This window comes from Actinomadura livida (genome assembly GCF_014648675.1).
In the GTDB taxonomy this organism is placed as follows: Bacteria; Actinomycetota; Actinomycetes; order Streptosporangiales; family Streptosporangiaceae; genus Spirillospora; species Spirillospora livida.
Genome location: NZ_BMRO01000018.1, coordinates 60,583 through 82,496, shown reverse-complemented (window position 1 = coordinate 82,496; position 21,914 = coordinate 60,583). Strand labels below are relative to the sequence as shown.

The following is a 21,914-nucleotide window of genomic DNA, read 5'->3' as shown; positions in this document are numbered from 1 at the left end:
CGGTCTCAGTCCTCCTTCTGCGGGGCGAAGGCGGCCAGCGGCTCGGAGCCCGACCAGTCGTGGCCCCAGTAGCTGTCCTTGGTGATCTCCTCGGCGGTGTAGTACGTCTCGTCCACCAGGAGTCCCTCGCAGCCGTACTCGATGTCCCAGCCGCCGGGGGCCCTGACGTAGAACGACACCATCTTGTCGTTGGTGTGCCGGCCCAGCGTGGAGGAGATCGAGAAGCCCTTCGCGGTGACGGCGTCGAGCGCGATGCCGACCGCGTCCAGCGTGTCGGCCTCCACCATCAGGTGGACGAGGCCCGGGTCGCCGTCGTGCGGCGCGGGGCAGATCGCCAGGCTGTGGTGCCGCTGGTTGACGCCCATGAACCGGATCCGGACCGGGCCGCCGACCTTCATCGCGCCGCGCGGCAGGAAGCCGAGGACCTCGTTGTAGAACGCGGTGGTCTCGGCGAAGTTCGGGGTGGGCAGCACCACGTGGCCCATGCCCATCGGGCCGGTGACGAACTTCTGCGCGAACGCGGTGCGGACGGGGCTGTGGTCGAGGACCGGGCCGAAGAACACCTCGACGGGCGTGCCGCCCGGGTCGGTGAACGCGATGACCTCCTCGGCGTCGCGCTCCGCCGCCTCCTTCGGCTTCAGCGCCGTCACGGCCGTGCCGGACTTCTCGACGGCCTCGCGGACGGCGGCCAGCGCGTACTGGTCCCGCACCTCCCAGCCCACGGCCAGCACCCGGTCGGAGTCGCCCGGCAGCACCCGCAGGCGCGACCGGCGCTCGTCCATGCGCAGGTAGAGGCCGTCGGGGTCGGGGCCGCTGCCCTCGGCGAACCCGAGCCCGTCGAGGGCGAACTCGCGCCAGCGGTCGATGTGCCGGGTCTGGACCTTCACGTAGCCCAATCCTCGGATCTGCGTCACTGTCCTCGATCCCTTCGGTGAAGTCTCGGCGCTTTCCCGGCTGGTCAGATCATGGAGCGCATCGGGCCCTGCGGGGGTTCGATGTCCAGGTCGGTCAGGGCGGACACGTGGTACACCGAGCCCGGGACGTGGATCGCGTGGGCGAGGCCGACGTGCGCGTCCCGCCAGAACCGCTGGATCGGGTTGTCGGTGCGCATCGCGTTCCCGCCCGACCGGACGACGATCTCGTTCATCGCCTGCACCGCCCGCCACGCCGCGCGGACCTGGGTGCGGCGCCCGGCGGCCCGCTCCGCGAACGTCGGCACGTGCCCGGACGCGACCATGTCGTACATGCGCGAGCAGTTGTCGAGCAGCGCCGTCCGGGACGCCTTGATCTCCTCGGCCGCCTCGCTGATCGCGTACAGCACGTACGGGTCGTCCTTGATCTTCGTGCCGGTGATCTGGACGCGGTTCCGCTGGTAGGCCATGTGGTGGTACAGGGCGCCCTCGGCGATGCCGATCACCGCGGCGGAGATGCCGAGCGGGAACACGCAGGAGAACGGCATCAGGTAGGCCGGATTGGTCAGGCCCGCCTCGCGCGGCGCGGAGCCGTCCACGACCTTGGAGTACTCCAGCGTCCGGTAGGTGGGGACGAACGCGTCCTTGACGATGATGTCCTTGCTGCCCGTGCCCTGGAGCCCGGCGACGTTCCAGGAGTCCTCGACGATCTCGTAGTCGGAGCGCGGCAGGATCAGGTGCAGCGACCGCGGCGGCTGCGCCATCTTGCCCTCGTCGTCGCCCAGCATCCCGCCGAGGAAGATCCAGTCGCAGTGGTCGGTGCCGGACGAGAACTGCCAGCGGCCGTTGAAGACGTAGCCGCCGTCCACCGGGCGGGCGATGCCCATCGGCGCGTAGGGGGACGCGATCCACGTGTCGGGGTCCTCGCCCCAGACCTCCTCGCGGACCTTCGGGTCGGCGTAGGCCATCTCCCACGGGTGGACGCCGACGATCCCGGCGATCCAGCCGGTGGAGCCGTCGAGGGCGGCGATGCCGAGCACGGTCTCGGCGAACTCGCGCGGGTGGACCTCCAGGCCGCCGTGCGCCTCCGGCTGCAGCAGCCGGATCACCCCCGCGTCGCGCAGGAGCGTGGCGGCCTTGTCATCGAGCCGGCCGAGCCGCTCGTTCGCGGGGCCGAGCTCGCGGATCTGGTCCGCCCTTTCCATGATCTTGTCGAGCACGCGGTTCGCCATCGCCTGTCTCCCGTGATGTGTCGTCAGCCGTCGTATGTGATCTTCAGCCGGCCGGTGACCGGTCTCGCCTGACAGGCGAGGATGAGGCCGTCGGCGAGATCCTGCTCGTCGAGGACCGTGTTGGCGTCCAGGGTCACCTCGCCCTCCAGGGCAATGCAGGCGCAGGCCGAGCAGTTGCCCTCCCTGCACGAGAACGGGGCGTCGACCCCGGCGCGCAGCAGCGCGTCGAGGAGCTTCTCGGACTTGGGCCACGGCACGGTCTGGGTCTCGCCGTCCATCTCGACCTCGACCTCCGCGGCGTCCTCGCCGTCGGGGGTTTCTGCGGCGGGCTCCGGTTCCTCGAACGGGTCGCCCTCCAGCGAGAAGAACCGCTCGACGTGAACGCGGGCGCCGAGGCCGGTGAGCGTGCCGGTGACCATGTCCATGAAGACCTCGGGCCCGCACACGAACGCCTGCCGGTCCGTGTAGGGCGCGGCGAGCGAGCGGAGCACGGCGGGCGTCGGGAGGCCCTGCACCGTTTCCAGCAGGTGAACGACGGTGAGCCGGTCGGGGTGCCGCTCGGTGAGCTGCTTGAGCTCCTCGGCGAAGATGACCGACCGCTCGTCTCGGTTCGCGTAGAGGAGGGCGATCTTCCCGCTTCCGCCCGCCAGGCACGACTTGAGGATCGACATCACCGGGGTGATGCCGCTGCCGCCCGCGACGAGCAGCAGGTCGTCGTCCAGCGAGGACGGGGTGAACGTGCCCGCCGGCCGCAGCACCTCCAGGACGTCGCCCGCCGTGACGTTGTCGCAGATCCAGTTTGACCCCAGACCGCCGCCGACCCGCTTGACCGTGACCTTGAGCCGGTCGTCGGTGAGCGGCGAGCTGCACAGCGAGTAGCAGCGCGCCGCCCAGCCGTCCCCGGACGGGACCCGGACCGTGAGGAACTGCCCCGGCCGGTAGCCGAACCGGTCCCGGTCGCCCTCCGCGGGTTCGAGGACGAGCGAGTGCGCGTCGGCCGTCTCGTGGACGACCTCCACCACCCGCGCCTTGAGTGCCGTCATGACCCCTCGGCGGCCTTCCCCGCCGTTTCTTCCCCTGCCGTTTCTTCCCCTGCCGTTTCTTCACCGGCCGTTTCTTCACCGGCCGTCTCCGCGGCGGCGTGCCGGGCCGCGATGTAGCCGAACACCATGGACGGGCCGATCGTCGCGCCAGGCCCCGCGTACTCGTTGCCCATCACCGACGCCGACGAGTTGCCCGTCACGTACAGGCCCTCGATGACGGACCCGTCCTCGCGCAGGACGCGGGCGTGCTCGTCGGACACCAGTCCGCCCTTCGTGCCGAGGTCGCCGACCTCCAGCCGGAACGCGTAGTACGGGGCCGTGTCGACGACGTCGAGGTTCGGGTTCTTCAGGTTCGGGTCGCCGTAGTAGCGGTCGTAGGCGGAGTCGCCGCGGCCGAAGTCGGGGTCCTTGCCGTCGCGGGCGTAGCCGTTGAACTTCTCGACGGTGGCGGCGAGGCCGTCCGCCGGGACGCCGATCTGCCCCGCCAGTTCGTCCAGCGTGTCCGCCTTGAACGCGATGCCCGCGTCGTAGAACGCCTTCGGGATCGGCGCGCCCGGCAGGATCTGCGCGAACGGGTAGCGGGCGCGGGCCTTGGCGTCCATCACGAACCACGCCGGGACGTGGCCGCCTTCGAGCTGGTCGTGGACGAAGTTGACGTACGGCGCCGCCTCGTTGGTGAAGCGCGTCCCGTCCGCGGACACGATGACCTGCCGCGGGATGGCGCGCTCGGACACCAGCGGGATCGTCGCGCCCGCCGGGTGCCGGACGGCGGGCATCCACCACGCGTCGTCCATCAGGTCGACCGCCGCGCCGAGGGTCTCGCCCGCGCGGATGCCGTCGCCCGTGTTCTCCCGGGCGCCCATCGCGAAGTCCTCCCGGCCGCCCTCCGGCAGGTACTTGTCGCGCATCTCCTGGTTGTGGTCGAAACCGCCGGTCGCGAGGAGGACGCCCTTCCGGGCCCGGATCCGGAGCGTCGTGCCGTCCCGCCGCGCCGCCACGATCCCGATGACGCGGCCGTCCTCGCCGGTGACGAGCTCGCTCATCGCGGTCTGCAGCCAGAGCGGGACGCCGGCGTCCTTCAGCGCCATCCGCAGCCGCGCGACGAGCGCCCGCCCGCCGGTCGACATGTGCCTGCGGCGGATCAGGTTGGACGACACGCGCCAGGCCGCGACCATGGACGCGCGCCGGCCGGCCCAGGTGCGCTTGGCCATCGCGAGGTCGTGGTAGTCCTTGGCGGTCACCCACAGGCCGAGGGGGCCCTTCATGTTGTTCGGCCGCTGGTACTTCTCGTCCTCGCCGAGCTTGCGGGTGTCGAACGGCTTGGCCTCGATGGACCGGCCGAGCGCGCGGCCGCCTTCGAGCTCGGGGTGGTAGTCGGCGTAGCCCTTCGTCCAGAAGAACTTCATCCACTTGCTCTTGCCGATCAGCTCCATCGCCGCGGGCCCGTTGTCGACGAACGCGTCGAGCCGCGCCGCGGGGACGCGTCCCTCGGTGAGGAGGTCCAGGTAGCGGCGGATCGACTCGCGGCTGTCGTCGTGGCCGCGCGCCTTCAGCGTCGGGTTGTTCGGGATCCAGATGCCGCCGCCGGAGAGCGCGGTGGAGCCGCCGAACCGCTTGCCCTTCTCGATGATCAGCGCGCTCAGCCCCGCGTCGTGCGCGGTCAGCGCGGCGGTCAGGCCCCCGCCGCCGCTTCCGACGACGACGAGATCGAACTCGTGGTCCCAGTCCACTTGGCTCTGTGTTTTCTGCGGGGGGACGACCCCCCGCTCCCCCCGGTTCGCTTCGCTCATTTACTCTCGTCCTTCCTGGTCAGGAAGGCGAGGACGGCGCTCTCCCAGGCGTCCTTCTGCTCGATCATCACCCAGTGCCCGCAGTTCGGGAAGATGGTGACCTGCGCGTCGGGGATCGTCCGCATCGGGACGAGGGCCATGTCGACGGGGCTGACCCGGTCGTCGCGCCCCCAGGTGATCAACGTCCGGGCCTGGAGCTTGTGCAGCATCGCCCAGTACGGCGGCTCGGCGGACTGCGCCATCGCCTTGGCGCGGGCGGCCATCGCCTTCGACCCGTACATGCGGCGGGCGCTCGCGAGGGTGTCGGGGTCGGTCGCCTGCCGCCAGCGCTCCTCGATCAGCTCCTCGGTGACGAGCCGCTGGTCGTGGACCATCGCGCGCAGCCACCGGACAAGGCGCTCCCGGGACGGGTCGTCGGTGAACTCCATCAGCAGCCTGATGCCCTCGCTGGCCCCGGGGCTGAAGACGTTCGCGCCGAGACCGCCGACCGTGACCAGGCGCCGGACGCGCTCGGGCCGCCGGATCGCGAACTGGGCGCCGATGATGCCGCCCATCGAGTTGCCGACCACGTCGACCTGGTCGAGGCCGAGGCCGTCCAGGAACCGGCCGGTCGCGCCGCCGGCCGCCATCATCGGGTGCTCGTCGGTCGGGTCGCTGACCCCGAACCCGGGGAACTCCAGGACCAGGCACCGGAAGTGCTCGGCGAACCGGGCGAGGTTGCCGCGGAAGTTCCGCCAGCCCGTGACGCCGGGGCCGGACCCGTGCAGCATCAGCAGGGGCGGACCCTCACCCGCCTCGTGGTAGCGCAGGACGCCCTGGTCGGTGGCGAGTTCGCGCAACGTCGCCTCGTAGGTCAGCTCCGCAGGCATGATCTCCCAGTCCTTCGACGGTGGCTTGTCCGGAACGTAATCGGCGCGGCGGCAAGGTCTCTCCGCCGATCCCGATCAGCGGGACGTGCGGCTCCCCGCCGCCTTTCCGGGCCGCCCAGGCGCGCGCTTCCACTCAACGGGATCCGCCCGGACCGCCGCCCCCCGGCCGTGCCTACGTTCGGACGCACGACTTGACCGTAGGCGGGTACCTGCCGCTTAGTGGATTTTGTCCCTTTGAAAGTTTGTTGACTACAGGGATCGTGTCCGCACCGACACCGAGGTGAACAGATGTCAGCCGAGCCAGCGCTCACCGCAGCCACCGGTCTTCCGGACCCCGACGCCGTCGCCCCCGAGCCGGCCGAGTTCCGCAAGGCGATGGCGGAGTTCGCCACGGGCGTCACCGTGGTCACCGCCCTCGACGGCGGCGAGCCGGTCGGATTCGCCTGCCAGTCGTTCACGTCGGTGTCCCTCGAACCGCCGCTGATCCTGTTCTGCGCGGACAAGCGCGGCCGCTCCTGGCCGCGGATCCGCGCGGCGGGGCGGTTCTGCGTCAACGTGCTCGGCGAGGAGCAGCGGGAGCTGTGCGAGCGGTTCGGGTCGAGCCGGGGCGCCAAGTTCGAGGGCCTGGAGTGGGAGGTGTCCCAGTGGGGGACCCCGGCGCTGCCGGACGTCCTGCTGGGCGTGCACGCGGTGGTGCACGACGTGCACGAGGCCGGCGACCACGAGATCGTGATCGGACGCGTCCTCGCGGTCGAGCGGCACGTGGTGCGGGACGGCGCGTGGCGGCACCCGATGGTGTTCTTCCGCAGCCGGTTCGGCATCAACGAGCCGGACGCGCCGATGGCCCCGGACCCGTGGGGCATGGGCGACCGCTGGGGCTGGGGCTGACGGGCACCCGGCACCCGGCCGCCTTCCGTCACATCCAGTCGCCGCGGCCGTCCACGGCGAGCAGCCGGTTCATCGTCTCCGGCGACCACGTCGGCCCCCGTCCCGCCGCGCCGGCGCCGCGCCGGGCTCGGGCACCCGCGTGCCCGCCGCCGGGGGCCGAGCCGGGGAACAGGATCTGCGAGGTCTCGCGGGCGGCCGTGACCACCAGCGGCGCGACGTTCTCCAAAGGCGTGCGGATGTCGCCGACCAGGGAGATTCCCGCCACCGGCCCCTCGGGCCCCCGCACCGCGGCGGCGACGCACGCGATGCCGGGGAACGCCTCGCCCCGCTCGAACGCCAGGCCGCGGCGCTGCCGCACCCGGTGCAGCTCCTGGTGGAGCGTGCTCAGCTCACCGATCGTGCGGCTGGTGAGCCGGCTGATCCCGGCCCCGAGCAGCGCGTCCACCTGCTCGGGCTCCAGCCACGCCAGCATCGCCTTGCCGAGCGCGGTGCAGTGCGACGGGGCGCGCCCGCCGACCCTGGACGGGACGGACGCGGCGAGCCGCCCGCCGAGCTTGTCCAGGTACAGCACCTCGGCGCCGTCCAGCACGGCGAGGTGGGCGACGAGCCCGGTCGTGACCTGCAACTCGTGCAGCAGCGGCGCGGCGGCCTCGCGGATCTTGCCGTGCCCGCCGTCCCGCCCGCCGAGGCCGAGGGCGCGCGGGCCGAGGCCGTAGCCGAACGAGTGGTGCGCGAGCCAGCGCTGCCGGACGAGCTGGTCGAGGATCCGGTGCGCGGTGGAGCGCGGCAGCCGGGTGCGCCGGGCGACGTCCTCCAGGGTCAGCCGGGCGGTCGGCCCGTTGAACGCGTCGAGGATCAGGGTCATCCGCTCGATCATCGACGGCGGCGACTCGCGTCGCGCGGCCGGTCCGAGCTCGGTGGTGGCGGCCTCGCTCATCGCACCTCCCAGCAGGAGACTGAAATGAATTCTTGTTACCGAGAATGTAGCAACCGCTTGGTGTGATGGGAAGCCCCCGAGTAAGTCCAGGTCAGATAGGGCATCGCGGGAACGGGACGGCGGCCCGACGGCGGCGGCCCCCGTGATAGAACGTTTTCCTGCCGTAGAAGGGAGCACCGATGCGCGTCGGCATCGTCACGCCCGTGGTGGCGCAGCCGCCCGGCGGCCACGCGGACTGGGAGCGGGACGCCGGGATCGCGGAGATCGGCCGGATCGCCGAGACCGCCGACCGGCTCGGCTACCACCACCTGACCTGCAGCGAGCACGTCGCCGTACCGCTGGAGGCCGTCAAGCAGCGGGGCGGCGTCTACTGGGACCCGCTCGCCACGTTCGGCTACATCGCCGCCCGCACGTCCCGCATCCGCCTGGCGACCCAGGTGCTCGTGCTCGGCTACCACCATCCGCTCGCCGTCGCCAAGCGGTACGGGACGCTCGACCGCGTCAGCGGCGGCCGGCTCACGCTCGGGCTCGGCGTCGGCAGCCTGGAGGAGGAGTTCGACCTGCTCGGCGCGCCGTTCGCCGGGCGCGGCGCCCGCGCCGACGACGCCCTCGCCGCGCTCCGCGCCTCCCTGTCCCGCCGCACGCCCGAGTACCACGGGCCCCACTACGACTACGCCGGCATGGTCGTGGAGCCGCACGCCGTCCAGGACCGCGTCCCGCTGTGGATCGGCGGGCGGACGGCCCGCTCCCTCCGCCGGGCCCTGACCGCCGACGGCTGGGTTCCCTTCGGCCTGCCCCTGCGCGCGCTGCGGGAGATGCTCGCCTCCCACGACCTGCCGCCCGGCTTCGACGTCGTCCTCGAACCGTCCCGCCGCCTCGACCCGATCGGCGCCCCGGACGCCGCCGGCGCCGCGCTCACGAGGCTCCGCGAGGCGGGTGCCACGATCGCGGGCGTCCGCCTGACGTCCTCGTCCCCCGGCCACTACTGCGAGCAGCTCGCCGCACTCCGCGGCCTGTCCGCGCCCTACGACCTGACCTTCGAGGAGGAACGGTGACATCTGTCGAGGCCCGGCTCGCCGCCCTGGAGGAACGCCTGCGCCTCCTCGAGGACGAGCGGGAGATCACCCGGCTGATCCTCTCCTACGGCCCCCTCGTCGACGGCGGCCGAGCCGAGGACGTCGCCGCCCTCTGGGACGACGACGGCGTCTACGACGTGGACGAACTCCTGATGACCGGCCGGGCGGAGATCGAGGCCATGGTCCGCTCCACCCCGCACCAGCGCTGGATCGCCGGCGGCTGCGCGCACTTCACCGGTCCGCCGCACGTCGCGGTCTCCGGCGACGACGCCACCGCGGTCGCCTACACCCTCATGATCGTCAACACGGCGGACGGCTTCACGCTCCGCCGGGCCACCGCCAACCACTGGCGCCTGCGCCGCACGCCCTCCGGCTGGCGCGCCGTCGAGCGGACGAACCGCGTCCTCGACGGCCGCGAGGAGTCCCCCGCACTCCTCGCCTCCCACTTCCCCGCTAGGGCGTGAGGGCCATGGTGGCGAGGACCCGGTTCCCCAGGTCCTGATCGCCGCTGAGGCGGACGGTCACCGCGTCGGGGGCGCAGCGTCCGGCGGCGAGGCGGACGTAGGTCTCCCAGTCCATGGCCAGCTCGACGTCCGGCTCCTCGGGCTCGGCCCAGTGACCGCGTCCCTCGTCGTTGACGTGGACGGCCACGTGGAAGTCGAGCGGGTCGGAGATCCGGAACGCCACGGTCTTCCCCGGCCCGGCGTTCGCCCGGCGGGCGACGACCAGCGGGAGGCCCCTGCTCAGCATCTCCCAGAAGCAGTGCGCGGCCGGCGCGTCGAGGTTGCCGGGGCGCCCGACCGCCCGCCGGATGTCCTGCTCGTGCACCCAGCAGTCCATCGCCCGGACCCGCATGAGCTCGGTGTAGGTGCCCTCCCGGCCCTCCGGCAGCATGACCACGCGGTCGGGGTCCAGGCCGGGCAGCTGGGCCAGGCGGCGCTCCAGGGCGCCCGCCAGCTCCGCCGCCACGGCCGGCCCCGGGACGGCGCGGCGCACGTGCACCGCCTTCTCCATGAACTGGCCGAGATCGTTGCGGACGTGGTCGAACGCGGGCACGTCGATCTCGGCAGCCGGATCGCCCAGCAGGTCGACCTCGACGCCGGCGAGGTGCGCCAGCTGGTCCTTCACCGTCCAGCCGGGGCACTCGGTCGGCCGCTCCCAGTCGGCTCCGCCGAACGTCTCGGCGAGCGCGAGCGTCGATCGGACCGTCTGCTCCCAGGCCGCGGTGTAGGCGCGCATCTGCTCCATATGACCCCCTCCGTCGGCCTCAGAGCCTACGGCCCCTCTTGGCGAGGTGTCAGGGGTGCTCGGTGCGGACGTGCCGGAGGAGGGAGGAGAGTTCCAGGTGGGGTTCGCGGCAGCGGTCGCAGGACCAGACGCCGCTCGGCACCGTGAAGCCGTGCGTCACGGCGTCGTCCCGCGCGCACAGCCGGTGGTAGGTGTGGACGAGGCGGCGCCACGTCCGGCGGACGACGGGCATTCCCGCCCCCTTCCCGAACCGATCGTCAAGGATCGGTCCAGGATAGGGCAACGGGAAAGTCAAGCCGACACGCCGGAGATCACTGGCCGCTCTTCACGCCGGGCTGGCCCCCCGCGTACTCCAGCGGCCGGGCCGCCTTGTGGCCGGGCACGTTCTCGGCGGCGCGGCGGAGCTTGCCGACCGGGAGGATCGTCCGCCCGAAACTGCCCTCGAACATCATCGCGGCGGCCGTGTACAGGGCGATGACCGCGGACGCGACGAACAGCCAGCCGCCGACGTTCAGCGACCACTCCGACGGCGCGAACCAGCCCGCCGCGGTGAAGCCGGCGCCCGCCGCCAGCGTCGCCAGGACCCCCGTGACCGCCAGGTTCTGGCCGAGCGCGGCGATCGCGCCCAGGGCGGTGATGACCGCGAGGCCGACCCACCAGAACGCGAACCCCTCGCTGACCGTCCCGGCCACGGGGGCCAGTGCCGCCGGAAAGGCGCCGATGCTGACCAGCCCGAACAGCAGGCCGAATGCCACCCAGAACGAGCCCCACGCCCCGTGCATCGCGGTCGCTACCCCGTCCCGGGCGCGGTAGGCCCAGACGGTGGCGATGAGCTGCGCGATGCCGCCGAACACCAGCGCGAACGGCCACAGGATCAGCGGGGTCAGGGCGTTGCCGTACCACTCGGCCTGCCACGCGCCGACCATCATGGTCGCGCCGGCGAACCCGAACAGCCCGAGGATGGACGGCGCGGCGATCGGTGTCAGGACGACCCGTGTCCGGTCCTCCCACATCGCGTGCTCGCTCCGTTCGCGGACCGGTCCCGGCGCCGCCGGGGCGGCTCCTTCGGCGGGCGGCACGGCCGCCTGCGCGCCGGGCTCCGGCGAAACGGCCCGTCCTCTGCGCCTTACCATGAAATCCCCCTTTGTTCGGAGAGCCGTATATTCGTGGTAACCGTGCCTGGGCAGGGCAAACGACTACGAGAACGGTCGTTTCGCGCAAAACGGGCGTCCTTTACCGGCAATTCGCGGGGTTATGGAGACGGCATTACCGCCGCACCGCTCCGGCGCCTTATGCGCGGGGGCGGCAGTGCACCCGCAGGCCGGGTGTTCCGCTCCAGCCGATCAGCCGGAACAGCCGCTCGATGTGGGACGACACCGAGTGCAGGACGAGCATGCGGTCGCGCGCGTGCAGTTCCCGGGCCGTCAGGGTGAAGGCGCGCAGGCCGGCGACGTCGACGAACTCGACGCCCGCCAGGTCGACGTGGACGTCCCCGGGCACGCGGTCCCGGGCGCCGCCGAGGGCGCGCGACACGTCCCGGGCGTTCGAGACGTCGATCTCCCCGGCCATCCGCAGCCAGGGCGAGGCCGACGCGCCCGCGATGCGCAGCAGCGCGGTGTCGTGCTCGACGATGTCGTAGTGCGGGGACGCGCGCCGCCCGGACTCCAGGCCGCCCTCACCGTCGGTGATCCGCCAGACCGTCATCCGCTCCTCGCCTATGGCCGGGGGCGCCGCTACCGGGGGCGGCCCCGTATATGCCAGGCTCTCATCTGTCGGCACCTTCTGAACCCCACCGAGCGGGAAAACCACCATCGGGAGCCGTTTCATGGACGAGAAGGCCATACTGAACCGCATCAACGAGTTCATCGCGGAGGAGCACGCGCTGCGCGACGCGCACGAGCGCGCCGAGACGGGCGGTGCCGAGGCGCGGCAGCGGCTCCGGGAGCTCGAGGTGGCGCTCGACCAGTGCTGGGACCTGCTCAGGCAGCGGCGGGCGCGCATCGAGGCGGGGCAGAACCCCGACGAGGCGCAGGTCCGTCCCGCCTCCGAGGTCGAGGACTACCGCCAGTAGCCCCTCACCCGCGCGCCAGCAGCTTCGGCGGGGTGATCGGCAGGTCGCGGACGCGGACCCCGGTCGCGTGGTGGACGGCGTTGCCGATCGCCGCGGCGGCGCCCACGATGCCGATCTCGCCGATGCCCTTGGCGCCCATCGGGTTCAGGTGCGGGTCCGACTCCTCCAGCCACACCGCCTCGATGTCGGGGACGTCCGCGCAGGCCGGGACGTGGTACTGGGCGAGGTCGCGGTTGAGGTAGTCGCCGAACCGCTCGTCCATGACGCTCTCCTCCATCAGCGCCATCCCGATGCCCATCGTCATGCCGCCGACGAACTGCGAGCGGGCCGTGACCGGGTTGACGATCCGCCCGGCGGCGAACACGCCCAGCATCCGGGAGACGCGGACCTCCCCGGTGTCGACGTCCACCTCGACCTCCGCGAACTGCGCGCCGAAGGCGTGCCGGGCGTACCGCTCCTGCGCCTCGACCTCGTCCCGGGTGTCGGCCGACGCCTCGACGCCCTCCGGCGGGACGGCCCCGTTCAGCCGCTCGCGCAGCGCCTCGCACGCCCGGACCACGGCGGTGCCCCAGCTGGCCGTCCCGCTGGATCCGCCCGCGACGGACGCGGTGGGGAAGGAGCTGTCGCCCACCTCCATGCGCACCCGGCCGAGGTCCGCCTTGAGCGTCTCGGCGGCGAGCAGCGCGAGCGCGGTGCGGGCGCCGGTGCCGATGTCGGCGGCGGCGATCCGGACCGTGAACGTCCCGTCCGGCTCGGCCCGCGCCGTCGCCCGGCCCGGGTTGAGGCGCGCCGGGTAGGTGGACGCCGCGACGCCCGTCCCGACCAGCCTGCGGCCCGCGCGGCGGGAGCGGGGCGCCGGGTCGCGGCCGGCCCAGCCGAACCGCTCCGCGCCCTCCCGCAGGCACGCGACGAGGTTGCGGGAGCTGAACGGCAGGCCGCTCTCCGGCTCGTGGTCGGTGTCGTTGCGGATCCGAAGCTCGACGGGGTCGATCCCGGCCGCGGCGGCCAGCTCGTCCAGCGCCGATTCGAGCGCGTACATGCCGGGGGTCTCGCCCGGCGCCCGCATCCACGACGGCGTCGGGACGTCCAGCGCCACGACCCGGTGCGTCGTGCGGCGGTGCGGGGCCCGGTACATGATCCGGGTCGGCGCGGCGGTCTGCTCGGCGAACTCGCGGACCGTGGACGTCTGCTCGACCACGTCGTGCACGATCGCGTTGAGCGTCCCGTCGGCGGCGGCGCCGAGCCTGAGCCGCTGGATGGTGGGCGTGCGGTAGCCGGTGGTCGCGTACATCTGCTGGCGCGGCACCGCGAACTTGACCGGGCGGCCGACCTCCCGCGCGGCCATCGCCGCCAGCACCGCGTTCGGACGGGGCGTGCCCTTGGCGCCGAACCCGCCGCCCACGTGCGGGGACACGACCCGCACCTGCTCCCGGTCGAGCCCGAAGATCCTGGCGATCGTCCGCTGGTGCGTGGACGCGCCCTGGGTGGACTCGTAGAGCGTGAGGGATCCGTCCTCGTTCCAGTGGGCGACGGTGGTGTGCGGCTCCATGGGGTTGTTGTGCTCGGCGGGGGTCGTGTAGGTGACGTCGACCTGCACGTCCGAGTCGCTGAGGGCCGCCTCCGGGTCTCCCATCTCGGTGTCCGCGGGCACCCCGGTGTTGATCTCCTCGGGCCTGTAGAGACCGGGGTGGTCGTCGCGGAGCCGGACGTCGGGGGCCTCGGCGGCGTACTCGATCCGGAGCAGCCGGGCCGCCTCCCGGGCCGTCTCCAGCGTCTCGGCGACGACGGCGGCGACGAACTGGCCCCGGTAGGAGACCGTCCGGGACTGGAAGACCGCCAGCTCCCCGTTCGAGCGCGACGCGAGCTGAGGCGCGTTCTCGCAGGACAGGACGGCGAGGACGCCCGGAAGCCGCCGCGCGGACGCGGCGTCCACCGACACGATCTCGCCCTTTCCGGCCTCCGCCTGCACGGCCGAGACGTACGCGGGGGCCTCCAGCGGGTACTCGTAGGCGTAGCGGGCCTTGCCGGTGACCTTCTCGCGGCCCTCGATCCGGTGCGTCATGACCCCTCCCCCAGTTCGGCCAGCGTGCGCACGATGAGGTTGCGCGCGAGCGGCACCTTGTAGGCGTTGTCGCGCAGCGGCTCCGCGGCGGCGAGCTCGGCGTCGGCGGCGCGGGCGAACGTCTCCTCGGTCGCCGGGGCGCCCCGCAGCACGTCCTCGGCCCTTCCCGCCCGCCAGGGCTTGTGGGCGACGCCGCCCAGCGCCAGCCGCGCGTCCCGGACCGTCCCGTCGCGGACGTCCAGCGCCGCCGCGATCGACACCAGGGCGAACGCGAACGACGCGCGCTCGCGGACCTTGCGGTACGCGGCCGGCATCCGCAGCGGCGGCACCACGACCGCGGTGACGAGGTCGCCCGGTTCGAGCACGGTGTCGCGCTGCGGCTCGGCGCCGGGGAGCCGGTGGAAGTCGCCGAGCGGGACGGTCCGCTCCCCGCCGCGGCCGACCACCCGGACCGACGCGCCGAGCGCCGCGAGCGCCACCGCCATGTCGGACGGATGGGTCGCGACGCACGCGTCCGAATGCCCGAGTACCGCCAGGTTGTGGTGCTCGCCGTCGCGCGCCGGGCAGCCGCTCCCGGGGTTCCGCTTGTTGCACGGCTTGGACGCGTCCTGGAAGTAGGAGCACCGCGTGCGCTGGAGGAGGTTGCCGCCGACGGTCGCGAGGTTGCGGAGCTGGCCCGAAGCGCCCGCCAGGACGGCCCTCGACAGCATCGGGAACTCCTCGCGGACGGTCCGGTCGGCGGCGAGGTCGCTGTTGGTGACGGCGGCGCCGACGAGGAGGGTGCCGTCCGGGGTCCGCTCGATGCGGTCGTGGGCGAGGCCCGTGACGTCCACCAGCTTCGCGGGCTCCTCGACACCGAGGCGCATCAGGTCGACGAGGTTGGTGCCGCCGCCGAGGTAGCGGGCGCCGTCCTCGTGCCGGGCCAGCGCGTCCTCGGCGCTGGTCGCGCGCTCGTACGCGAACGGCCTCATGGCCGCGCCCCCTCTCCGCCCACCTCGCGGAGGGCCGCGACGATGCCGCGGTAGGCGCCGCAGCGGCACAGGTTGCCGCTCATCCGCTCGCGGATCTCGGCGTCGTCGAGGACCGGGTCGGCCGCGACGTCCTCGGTGATGGCGCTGGGCCAGCCCTGCTCGGCCTCGTTCAGCATTCCCGTGGCGGAACACAGCTGGCCCGGGGTGCAGTAGCCGCACTGGAAGGCGTCCTGCTCGATGAACGCCTCCTGGAGGGGGCTGAGCCGCCCGTCCTCCGCGAGCCCTTCCACGGTGACGATCTCGGCGCCGTCGTGCGCGACGGCCAGCGCGAGGCACGAGTTCGCGCGGCGCCCGTCGAGCAGGACGGTGCACGCACCGCACTGCCCGTGGTCGCAGCCCTTCTTCGAGCCCGTCAGCCCGAGGTACTCGCGCAGGACGTCCAGCAGGGAGGCGCGGGTGTCGACGCTGAGCCGGTGCTCTGTGCCGTTCACGACCAGGGCTATGGCGGCGACGACCGGGGTCGCTTCACTGTCCATGCACCGCCCCCTACCCCGGATCACCGGAGTGAGTCGGCGGCCGGGCGGCGCTGTCGGGGGACGGCGGGGTCAGTCGTCGTCGGAGCCGGAGAGGATCTCCACGACCGTCCGGGCCGTGTCGGTGGGCAGCGGCGTGGGAAGGCCCCGCCACTTGCGGGACGCGGCCACCGCCGCGGCTCCGGCCCCGCCCCCGTACACGGCCGCCGCGACGAACGAGGCGAGCTCCGGCGGCAGCTTCTTCTCCAGCAGCAGGAGGTTGGCCCGGTAGGTGGCCGCGGTGGCGAGCATCCCGAAGGCGCCGGCGACCGCGCCGAGCCGCAGCGCCGGGACGCGCTGCCGCATCTTGTCGATCATCTCCTGCTGGGCGGCGTCGACCACCCGCCGGGCGAGCAAGAGGTTCTGCTCCAGCGGGCCGTCCACCTCCGCGGGTTCGCGCGACTCCGTCATGACCCATCGGTACCCCAAGGAAAGCGAAAGAACCGGGAGAGCAATGTGTCACCCTCGGTAACTTTGCGAGTGCTGTAGGTTGCGACCGGACCCGACAGAGAGGCCGTCGATGCAACCGTTCGAGCTGCCCGACTTCTACGTCCCGCACCCCGCGCGCCTGAACCCCCACGTGGCGGGCGCGCGGGCGCACACCATGGCGTGGGCGCGCGAGATGAAGATGCTGGACGACGACCGAGATCCCGGCACCCCGGACATCTGGGACGAGCCGGCGCTCGAAGCGATGGACTACGCGCTCCTGTGCGCCTACACCCATCCCGACTGCGACGGCCCGGAGCTCGACCTCATCACCGACTGGTACGTCTGGGTGTTCTACTTCGACGACCATTTCCTGGAGGTCTTCAAGAAGACCCAGGACCAGGCGGGCGCCCGGACCTACCTCGACCGGCTGCCGCTGTTCATGTCGCTCGACCCGCCGGAGCCCGTCAACGCCGTCGAACGCGGCCTCGCCGACCTGTGGGCGCGGACCATCCCGTCCCGGTCGGACGCGTGGCGGGCGCGCTTCTCGGAGAGCACCGTGAACCTGCTCCGCGAGTCGCTGTGGGAGCTGTCCAACATCAGCACCGGCCGCATCCCCAACCCGGTCGAGTACATCGAGATGCGGCGCAAGGTCGGCGGCGCGCCCTGGTCGGCCGACCTCGCCGAGCACGCGGCGGGCGTCGAGGTACCCGAGCGCGTCGTCGGGACGCGGCCGCTGCGCGTCCTCAAGGACACCTTCTCCGACGGCGTCCACCTGCGGAACGACATCTTCTCCTACCAGCGGGAGACCGAGTCCGAGGGCGAGCTGAACAACGCCGTCCTGGTGATGGAGCACTTCCTGGAAGTCGCGCCCCAGGCGGCCGCCGACACCGTCAACGACCTGCTGACCTCGCGGTTGCGCCAGTACGAGAACACGGCCCTCACCGAACTCCCCCACGTGTTCGAGGACCACGCCCTCGACCCCGCCGAGCGGGCGGCCGTCGCCACCTACGTGAAGGCCCTCCAGGACTGGCAGTCCGGCGGCCACGAATGGCACATGCGGTCAAGCCGCTACATGAACAAGAAGTCCATCGGCATGTCGGCGGCCCGCATCCCGGCGCTGCTGAAGTCCGCCCGGATCAGCCTGCCGCACGTCCCGTTCCAGAAGGTCGGGCCGACGCCGCTGCCCGAGTTCGACATCCCCTACCCCGCCCGCGTCAACCCGCACCGCGAGAGCGCCGGCCGCAACGTCGTCGCGTGGGCGCGCGAGATGGGCATGTTCTCCCCGCAGCCCCGGCTGCCCGCACCGGTCTGGACGGCCGAGACGCTGACCGGCATGGCGCTGGAGATCTGCGCCGCGTCCCTGGACCCGGACGCCTCCCCGGAGGCCCTCGACCTCGCCACCCAGTGGCTCGCCTGCGGCACCTACGGCGACGACTACTTCCCCGCCCTCTTCAACCGCGACCGCGACATGGCCGGCGCGAAGCTCTTCAACGCCCGCGTCCCCGCCTTCCTGCCGCTGGACTGCGGCACCACCCCGCCCCCCGAGAACGCCTTCGAGGCCTCGCTCGCCGACCTGTGGCGCCGCACCGCCGCCCCGATGGACGACCGCGGCCGCCGCGAGTTCCGCGCCGCCGTCGAGCACATGGTCGAGAGCTGGGTCTGGGAACTGAACAACCACCTCCAGTCCCGCATCCCCGACCCCGTCGACTACATCGAGATGCGCCGCCACACGTTCGGCTCCGAGATGACGATGAGCCTCTCCCGGATCGAGCACTCGCACGAGATCCCGGCCCACGTCTTCCAGACCCGCACCCTCCGGGAGATCGACGTCTCCGCCATGGACGTCGCCTGCCTCCTGAACGACTGCTTCTCCTACCAGAAGGAGATCGAGTACGAGGGCGAGCTGAACAACGGCGTCCTGGCCATCGAGAACTTCTTCGGCTGCGGCCGGGACGAGGCCCTGCCCATCGTCAACGACCTCATCACGTCCCGCCGCCGCCAGTTCGAGCACCTGGCGACCCGCGAACTCCCCGCCCTGGCCGACGAGCTCGACCTGGACGACACCGCCCGCACCGCCCTGGCGGCCTACGTCGACGAACTCCGCGACTGGATGGCCGGCATCCTCAAATGGCACCGCGAAACCGACCGCTACGACGAACGCAACCCCCGCCCGACCCTCCCCAGACCCACCGGCCTGGGCACCTCGGCGTTCTACCTGTTCGCGCGGTCGGGGCGTTGAGCGTTCCGCGCGCCGTCCGCTGACGGGCGCGGGGCGGGGATCATGAGGGCGTGGCGCTCGTCCGGGGTGAGCCGCCGGAACACGCGGCTCCGGGCCCGCGCGACGAGCGCCGCGCCGTCGGTCACGACCTCCCAGATCCGCACCGTCCGGTCCCCGGAGGCGGTGGCGATGCGGGTGCCGTCCGGCGACCATGCGACGTCCCACACCTCGTCGGAATGCACGGCCGCCACGCACAGCTCCTCCCCCGCCGCCGGGTCCCACAGCCGGACGGTCCGGTCCGCCGACACGGTCGCGACCATCCGGCCGTCGGGCGACCACGCGATCGACCAGACCCAGCCGTCGTGACCGTGCAGCACCGCGGTCTCGACGCCCTCCGCGGCGTCCCACACCTGCACGTCGCGGTCGTTCGACACGGCCGCGAGGCGGCCGCCGTCCGGTGACCAAACCAGGGACCGGACGGCGCCCTGGGGGACGTGCAGCCGCATGAGCCGCATGCCGGTCCTGGCCTCCCAGACCTGGACGGTCCTGTCGTAGGACCCGCTGGCGAGCCGTTCCCCGTCCGGCGACCACGCGACCGCTCGCACGGTGTCCTCATGCCCGCGCAGGACGAGGGGCTCCGCACCGTCCGTGCGGTGAACGCGGACCGTCCGGTCATCGGAGGCCGATGCCAGCCGCGTGCCGTCCGGCGACCAGGCCACGGCCCGTACCCAGTCGCCGTGATCGCGCAGCACCGCCTCCTCGCCGCCCGCGGCGTCCCAGATCCGCACGGTCCGGTCCCGCGACGCGGTCCCGACACGGGAGCCGTCCGGCGACCAGGCGACGTCCCACACCTCGTCGGCGTGCCCGCGCAGGACGACGGGCTCGTCGCCGGCCCAGATGCGCACCGTCCGGTCATAGGACCCGGACGCCAGCAGACCGCCGGCGGACCAGTCGAGGGCCGCGACCGCGCGCGTGTGGCCGCGCAGCACGCTGGTCTCGGCGGCGCACTCGGCGTCCCACAGCCGGACGGTCCGGTCGTCGGAGCCGCTGGCGAGCCGCGCGCCGTCCGGGGAGAAGACCGCCGCGCGGACGTTGTCGCCGTGCCCGCGCAGCACGACCAGTTCGGTGCCGTCCTCCGCCGACCAGAGCCGAATCGTCCGGTCGTAGGACGCGGTGGCCAGCCGCGTGCCGTCCGGCGACCACGCGACCGACCACACCAGGTCGGCGTGCCCGCGCGCCACGAGCGCGGACTCGCCGGTCGAAACGTCCCACACCCGGGCCGTGCGGTCGTAGGAGGCGCCCGCGAGCCGCGCACTGTCCGGTGACCAGGCGACCATCCGGACGGTGTCCTCGTGGCCGCGCAGGACCGCCAGTTCACGTCCGGTGTCCGCGTCCCAGATCCGGATGGTGCGGTCGTCGGAGGCGCTCGCGATCCGGGAGCCGTCGGGCGACCAGGCCGCGTTCCGGACCCACCCCTCGTGGCCGCGCAGCGTCTCCGACGCGCCGTCCGCGACGCTCCAGATCCGGACGTCCCCGTCCCGGGAGGCGGACACGACGCGCGTGCCGTCCGGCGACCAGTCGGCCGACCACACCATGGCGCCGTGCCCGCGCAGCACCGCGACCCGGGCGCGGGACGCCACGTCCCAGATCCGCACCGTGCCGTCGTCGGAGGCCGAGGCCAGCCGGGAGCCGTCCGGGGACCAGGCCACCGCCGACACCATCGCCTCATGTCCCCGCAGCACGGCGACCTCGGCCCCGTCCTCCCACACCCGGACCGAGTGGTCCGCGGACGCGGTCGCCAGCCGCGAGCCGTCGGGCGACCAGGCCACCGACCAGACCCGGTCCTCGTGGCCGTGCAGGACGCCCCGCAACCGCGCCACCGCGTACCCGGCCGACAGCGCCCGCCTCACGAGCGGCGTCGGCGCGCAGTCCTCGTACGCGGCCAAGGCCAGCAGCAGGCTCCGCTCGGGGTCGCTCTCGAACGCGGTGAGCGCCTGCCGCGCGACCGAGTCCGCGAGCCTGCGGATCGCGGCGCCGTCGGAGCGGTGCGAGATCTCGACGAACTCCAGGGCGAGCGGCTCGATGGCGGCGAGGCCCTCCGCCTCGGCGACCCACTTGCGCGCCGCGGCCAGCCGCTCACCGCGCAGCAGGTACGCCTCCTGGCGTCCGTAGCGGTCCCACTCGGCGGCCCACTGCTCCAGGTCGGCGATCCGGCGCAGCACCTCGGCGTGCAGGGCGATCGTCTGCCGCAGCGGCGCCCACGCGGAGAACAGCGCCTCGTGCGAGACCTCGAACACGGCGTCCTCGCCGTCCCGGCCGCTGGTGCACAGCCGCTCCCGGACGAACGCGTCCACGACCAGCCGCCCGGCCTCGTCCAGCTCCCGGCCCGCCACCCGCCGCCGGGTCGGCCGCCCCTCGGTGAACTTCACGAACTTCAGCAGGGTCGGCAGGACGGGCGGCGCCGGGTCCAGCGCCTCCAGCTCACCCAGCAGCCGGTCGGCCCGCCGCGTCAGCGCGCCGTCGACCCCGCCGGTCCGGCGGTAGTCCGCCAGCGTGATCGTGCCGTTCCTCCCGACCTGCAGGTACAGCTCGTGCAGCAGGTAGGCGAGCAGCGGGAGCGCCGTCCCGCCCCCCGTGTCCTCGGCCATCTGCGCGACCAGTTCGGGCGGCTCGAACGCGATGCCCGCCCGTTCCGCCGGTTCCCGGATCACCGTCCGCAGCGCCGCCCGGTCGAGCGCCGTCACCGTGAACGGATGCCGGAACATGTCGGCGGACCCGCCGCTGAGGAACGTCGTCAGGAACTCCGCGCGGAACACGAGGACGACCCACAGTTTCGGATCGGCGTCCAGGCCGTCCCGGAGCATTCCGAGGAAGGCGCCCCGCTGATCGTCCTCGGTCAGCGTCAGCAGTTCCTCCGCCTGGTCCACGACGATCAGCACGGACCGGTTCCGCCGGCCGCGCCGGAGCTCGTCCACCCGCCGCCGGAGCGCGGCGGGCTCCCGCCGCAGCTCCTCGGCGATCTCCTCGGCCGCGCCGCCCAGCGCGTCGGCAAGGCAGTAGGCGAGGCACCGGAAAGGATCGCTCTCCGGAGTCATCGACGGAAGCACGATCCACCGCCGCTGCTGCGCCAGCCTCGGCAGCAGCCCCGCGTAGAGCAGGGACGATTTGCCCACCCCGGACGGCCCGGTCACCGCGATCGACCGCGGCTCGCTCCCGGGCCGCAGCCGCTCGACCAGCTCCTGGATCTCGCCGTCCCGCCCGAAGAAGACCCCGTCGTCGTCCTCGGTGAACGCGTCCAGCCCCGGATACGGCGACCGGTCGCCCTTCCACCCCGGCCGCGCGAGATTCCGCCGCTCCTGCCCCTTCTCCCACGCCAGGACGAGCGGGATCAGGAGCATGCACACCACGATGACCGGAAGCGCCCAGGCCTGGACGACCTGGGTCGTCTGCGGCGAGACCTGTAACGCCAGCCCCAGCAGCGCCACCAGCAGGATCATCAGGTACCCGGGGAAGACCGGTCCCTGCCGCCGCCGCATATCCCGTCCCCCCAGCCGCCCACGCGTGACCACGAGCCCTGCTCATGGTAAGTCCGGGCGA

At 72.9% G+C, this 21,914-nt stretch carries 20 protein-coding genes; 5 read left to right on the top strand and 15 right to left on the bottom strand.

Annotated features, from left to right (window positions below):
* Positions 1 to 5 precede the first annotated feature (5 nt).
* From IEZ03_RS32275 to IEZ03_RS32255, 5 genes are all read right to left on the bottom strand, one after another.
* Positions 6 to 887: a VOC family protein gene (locus IEZ03_RS32275; RefSeq protein WP_229808713.1), complete on the bottom strand. Its 882-nt coding sequence runs from the start codon at positions 885 to 887 to the stop codon at positions 6 to 8.
* A 71-nt stretch (positions 888 to 958) separates the two neighbouring features.
* Positions 959 to 2,143, bottom strand: coding sequence for an acyl-CoA dehydrogenase family protein (locus IEZ03_RS32270; protein ID WP_132044303.1), 1,185 nt, complete (start codon positions 2,141 to 2,143; stop codon positions 959 to 961).
* 23 nt (positions 2,144 to 2,166) lie between these two features.
* The gene (locus tag IEZ03_RS32265; RefSeq protein ID WP_184887880.1) at positions 2,167 to 3,186 is read right to left on the bottom strand and encodes a ferredoxin--NADP reductase; all 1,020 of its coding nucleotides are present in this window, start codon (positions 3,184 to 3,186) and stop codon (positions 2,167 to 2,169) included.
* Positions 3,183 to 4,976, bottom strand: a complete 1,794-nt coding sequence (locus IEZ03_RS32260; protein ID WP_184887882.1) for an FAD-binding protein — start codon at positions 4,974 to 4,976, stop codon at positions 3,183 to 3,185. Before IEZ03_RS32260 ends, IEZ03_RS32265 begins: the two co-directional genes overlap by 4 nt.
* A complete protein-coding gene (locus IEZ03_RS32255) occupies positions 4,973 to 5,845 on the bottom strand; it encodes an alpha/beta fold hydrolase (RefSeq protein WP_184887884.1) in 873 nt (290 codons plus the stop codon). Before IEZ03_RS32255 ends, IEZ03_RS32260 begins: the two co-directional genes overlap by 4 nt.
* 288 nt (positions 5,846 to 6,133) lie before the next feature.
* Between IEZ03_RS32255 and IEZ03_RS32250 the strand changes: the two genes are divergently transcribed.
* Positions 6,134 to 6,733, top strand: coding sequence for a flavin reductase family protein (locus tag IEZ03_RS32250; RefSeq protein WP_132044311.1), 600 nt, complete (start codon positions 6,134 to 6,136; stop codon positions 6,731 to 6,733).
* Between the two features lie 28 nt (positions 6,734 to 6,761).
* Here IEZ03_RS32250 and IEZ03_RS32245 read toward each other — a convergent pair whose 3' ends face one another.
* Positions 6,762 to 7,670, bottom strand: coding sequence for an IclR family transcriptional regulator (locus tag IEZ03_RS32245; protein WP_184887886.1), 909 nt, complete (start codon positions 7,668 to 7,670; stop codon positions 6,762 to 6,764).
* Positions 7,671 to 7,849: 179 nt separating this feature from the next.
* On the opposite strand from IEZ03_RS32245, the gene IEZ03_RS32240 reads away from it, so the two are divergent.
* A complete protein-coding gene (locus tag IEZ03_RS32240) occupies positions 7,850 to 8,725 on the top strand; it encodes a TIGR03619 family F420-dependent LLM class oxidoreductase (protein ID WP_184887888.1) in 876 nt (291 codons plus the stop codon).
* Positions 8,722 to 9,210: a nuclear transport factor 2 family protein gene (locus IEZ03_RS32235; RefSeq protein ID WP_184887890.1), complete on the top strand. Its 489-nt coding sequence runs from the start codon at positions 8,722 to 8,724 to the stop codon at positions 9,208 to 9,210. The genes IEZ03_RS32240 and IEZ03_RS32235 overlap by 4 nt, the downstream gene beginning before the upstream one ends.
* On the opposite strand, the gene IEZ03_RS32230 is transcribed toward IEZ03_RS32235, so the two are convergent.
* The 4 genes from IEZ03_RS32230 to IEZ03_RS32215 form a co-directional block, all read right to left on the bottom strand.
* Positions 9,200 to 9,994 (bottom strand): maleylpyruvate isomerase family mycothiol-dependent enzyme, encoded by a 795-nt coding sequence (locus IEZ03_RS32230; RefSeq protein ID WP_184887892.1) that lies wholly within the window; start codon positions 9,992 to 9,994, stop codon positions 9,200 to 9,202. The genes IEZ03_RS32235 and IEZ03_RS32230 overlap by 11 nt on opposite strands.
* Positions 9,995 to 10,043: 49 nt before the next feature.
* Positions 10,044 to 10,226, bottom strand: coding sequence for a hypothetical protein (locus IEZ03_RS32225; protein WP_184887894.1), 183 nt, complete (start codon positions 10,224 to 10,226; stop codon positions 10,044 to 10,046).
* Positions 10,227 to 10,305: 79 nt separating this feature from the next.
* Complete coding sequence (locus tag IEZ03_RS32220; protein ID WP_184887896.1) at positions 10,306 to 11,127, bottom strand: acetate uptake transporter family protein; 822 nt, start codon at positions 11,125 to 11,127, stop codon at positions 10,306 to 10,308.
* Between the two features lie 157 nt (positions 11,128 to 11,284).
* Positions 11,285 to 11,698: an STAS domain-containing protein gene (locus IEZ03_RS32215; RefSeq protein ID WP_184887898.1), complete on the bottom strand. Its 414-nt coding sequence runs from the start codon at positions 11,696 to 11,698 to the stop codon at positions 11,285 to 11,287.
* A 121-nt stretch (positions 11,699 to 11,819) separates the two neighbouring features.
* Between IEZ03_RS32215 and IEZ03_RS32210 the strand changes: the two genes are divergently transcribed.
* A complete protein-coding gene (locus IEZ03_RS32210; protein WP_184887900.1) occupies positions 11,820 to 12,065 on the top strand; it encodes a DUF2630 family protein in 246 nt (81 codons plus the stop codon).
* 4 nt (positions 12,066 to 12,069) lie between these two features.
* Here the strand turns inward: IEZ03_RS32210 and IEZ03_RS32205 are convergent, their stop codons facing one another.
* From IEZ03_RS32205 to IEZ03_RS32190, 4 genes are all read right to left on the bottom strand, one after another.
* A complete protein-coding gene (locus IEZ03_RS32205) occupies positions 12,070 to 14,127 on the bottom strand; it encodes a xanthine dehydrogenase family protein molybdopterin-binding subunit (protein WP_184887902.1) in 2,058 nt (685 codons plus the stop codon).
* A complete protein-coding gene (locus IEZ03_RS32200; protein WP_184887904.1) occupies positions 14,124 to 15,098 on the bottom strand; it encodes an FAD binding domain-containing protein in 975 nt (324 codons plus the stop codon). The genes IEZ03_RS32205 and IEZ03_RS32200 overlap by 4 nt, the downstream gene beginning before the upstream one ends.
* Entirely contained in the window at positions 15,095 to 15,634 is a 540-nt protein-coding gene (locus IEZ03_RS32195; RefSeq protein WP_184887906.1) for a 2Fe-2S iron-sulfur cluster-binding protein, read from the bottom strand. The genes IEZ03_RS32200 and IEZ03_RS32195 overlap by 4 nt, the downstream gene beginning before the upstream one ends.
* Before the next feature lie 69 nt (positions 15,635 to 15,703).
* Positions 15,704 to 16,081 carry a phage holin family protein gene (locus tag IEZ03_RS32190; protein WP_184887908.1) on the bottom strand — a complete coding sequence of 126 codons (378 nt, stop codon included), beginning with the start codon at positions 16,079 to 16,081 and terminating at the stop codon, positions 15,704 to 15,706.
* A 109-nt stretch (positions 16,082 to 16,190) separates the two neighbouring features.
* Between IEZ03_RS32190 and IEZ03_RS32185 the strand changes: the two genes are divergently transcribed.
* Positions 16,191 to 18,338, top strand: a complete 2,148-nt coding sequence (locus IEZ03_RS32185) for a terpene synthase family protein (protein ID WP_184887910.1) — start codon at positions 16,191 to 16,193, stop codon at positions 18,336 to 18,338.
* Here IEZ03_RS32185 and IEZ03_RS32180 read toward each other — a convergent pair.
* Entirely contained in the window at positions 18,311 to 21,853 is a 3,543-nt protein-coding gene (locus tag IEZ03_RS32180) for an NACHT and WD repeat domain-containing protein (protein WP_184887912.1), read from the bottom strand. The two genes, IEZ03_RS32185 and IEZ03_RS32180, sit on opposite strands and share 28 nt — an antisense overlap.
* Between the last annotated feature and the right edge of the window lie 61 nt (positions 21,854 to 21,914).

What these genes read in the sequence shown, in the direction of transcription:
- IEZ03_RS32270 (WP_132044303.1), bottom strand. Translation starts at nt 2,143, where the DNA reads ATGGCGAACCGCGTGCTCGACAAGATCATGGAAAGGGCGGACCAGATC.
- IEZ03_RS32265 (WP_184887880.1), bottom strand. Translation starts at nt 3,186, where the DNA reads ATGACGGCACTCAAGGCGCGGGTGGTGGAGGTCGTCCACGAGACGGCC.
- IEZ03_RS32260 (WP_184887882.1), bottom strand. Translation starts at nt 4,976, where the DNA reads ATGAGCGAAGCGAACCGGGGGGAGCGGGGGGTCGTCCCCCCGCAGAAA.
- IEZ03_RS32255 (WP_184887884.1), bottom strand. Translation starts at nt 5,845, where the DNA reads ATGCCTGCGGAGCTGACCTACGAGGCGACGTTGCGCGAACTCGCCACC.
- IEZ03_RS32250 (WP_132044311.1), top strand. Translation starts at nt 6,134, where the DNA reads ATGTCAGCCGAGCCAGCGCTCACCGCAGCCACCGGTCTTCCGGACCCC.
- IEZ03_RS32245 (WP_184887886.1), bottom strand. Translation starts at nt 7,670, where the DNA reads ATGAGCGAGGCCGCCACCACCGAGCTCGGACCGGCCGCGCGACGCGAG.
- IEZ03_RS32240 (WP_184887888.1), top strand. Translation starts at nt 7,850, where the DNA reads ATGCGCGTCGGCATCGTCACGCCCGTGGTGGCGCAGCCGCCCGGCGGC.
- IEZ03_RS32230 (WP_184887892.1), bottom strand. Translation starts at nt 9,994, where the DNA reads ATGGAGCAGATGCGCGCCTACACCGCGGCCTGGGAGCAGACGGTCCGA.
- IEZ03_RS32225 (WP_184887894.1), bottom strand. Translation starts at nt 10,226, where the DNA reads ATGCCCGTCGTCCGCCGGACGTGGCGCCGCCTCGTCCACACCTACCAC.
- IEZ03_RS32220 (WP_184887896.1), bottom strand. Translation starts at nt 11,127, where the DNA reads ATGGTAAGGCGCAGAGGACGGGCCGTTTCGCCGGAGCCCGGCGCGCAG.
- IEZ03_RS32215 (WP_184887898.1), bottom strand. Translation starts at nt 11,698, where the DNA reads ATGACGGTCTGGCGGATCACCGACGGTGAGGGCGGCCTGGAGTCCGGG.
- IEZ03_RS32210 (WP_184887900.1), top strand. Translation starts at nt 11,820, where the DNA reads ATGGACGAGAAGGCCATACTGAACCGCATCAACGAGTTCATCGCGGAG.
- IEZ03_RS32205 (WP_184887902.1), bottom strand. Translation starts at nt 14,127, where the DNA reads ATGACGCACCGGATCGAGGGCCGCGAGAAGGTCACCGGCAAGGCCCGC.
- IEZ03_RS32200 (WP_184887904.1), bottom strand. Translation starts at nt 15,098, where the DNA reads ATGAGGCCGTTCGCGTACGAGCGCGCGACCAGCGCCGAGGACGCGCTG.
- IEZ03_RS32195 (WP_184887906.1), bottom strand. Translation starts at nt 15,634, where the DNA reads ATGGACAGTGAAGCGACCCCGGTCGTCGCCGCCATAGCCCTGGTCGTG.
- IEZ03_RS32190 (WP_184887908.1), bottom strand. Translation starts at nt 16,081, where the DNA reads ATGACGGAGTCGCGCGAACCCGCGGAGGTGGACGGCCCGCTGGAGCAG.
- IEZ03_RS32185 (WP_184887910.1), top strand. Translation starts at nt 16,191, where the DNA reads ATGCAACCGTTCGAGCTGCCCGACTTCTACGTCCCGCACCCCGCGCGC.
- IEZ03_RS32180 (WP_184887912.1), bottom strand. Translation starts at nt 21,853, where the DNA reads ATGCGGCGGCGGCAGGGACCGGTCTTCCCCGGGTACCTGATGATCCTG.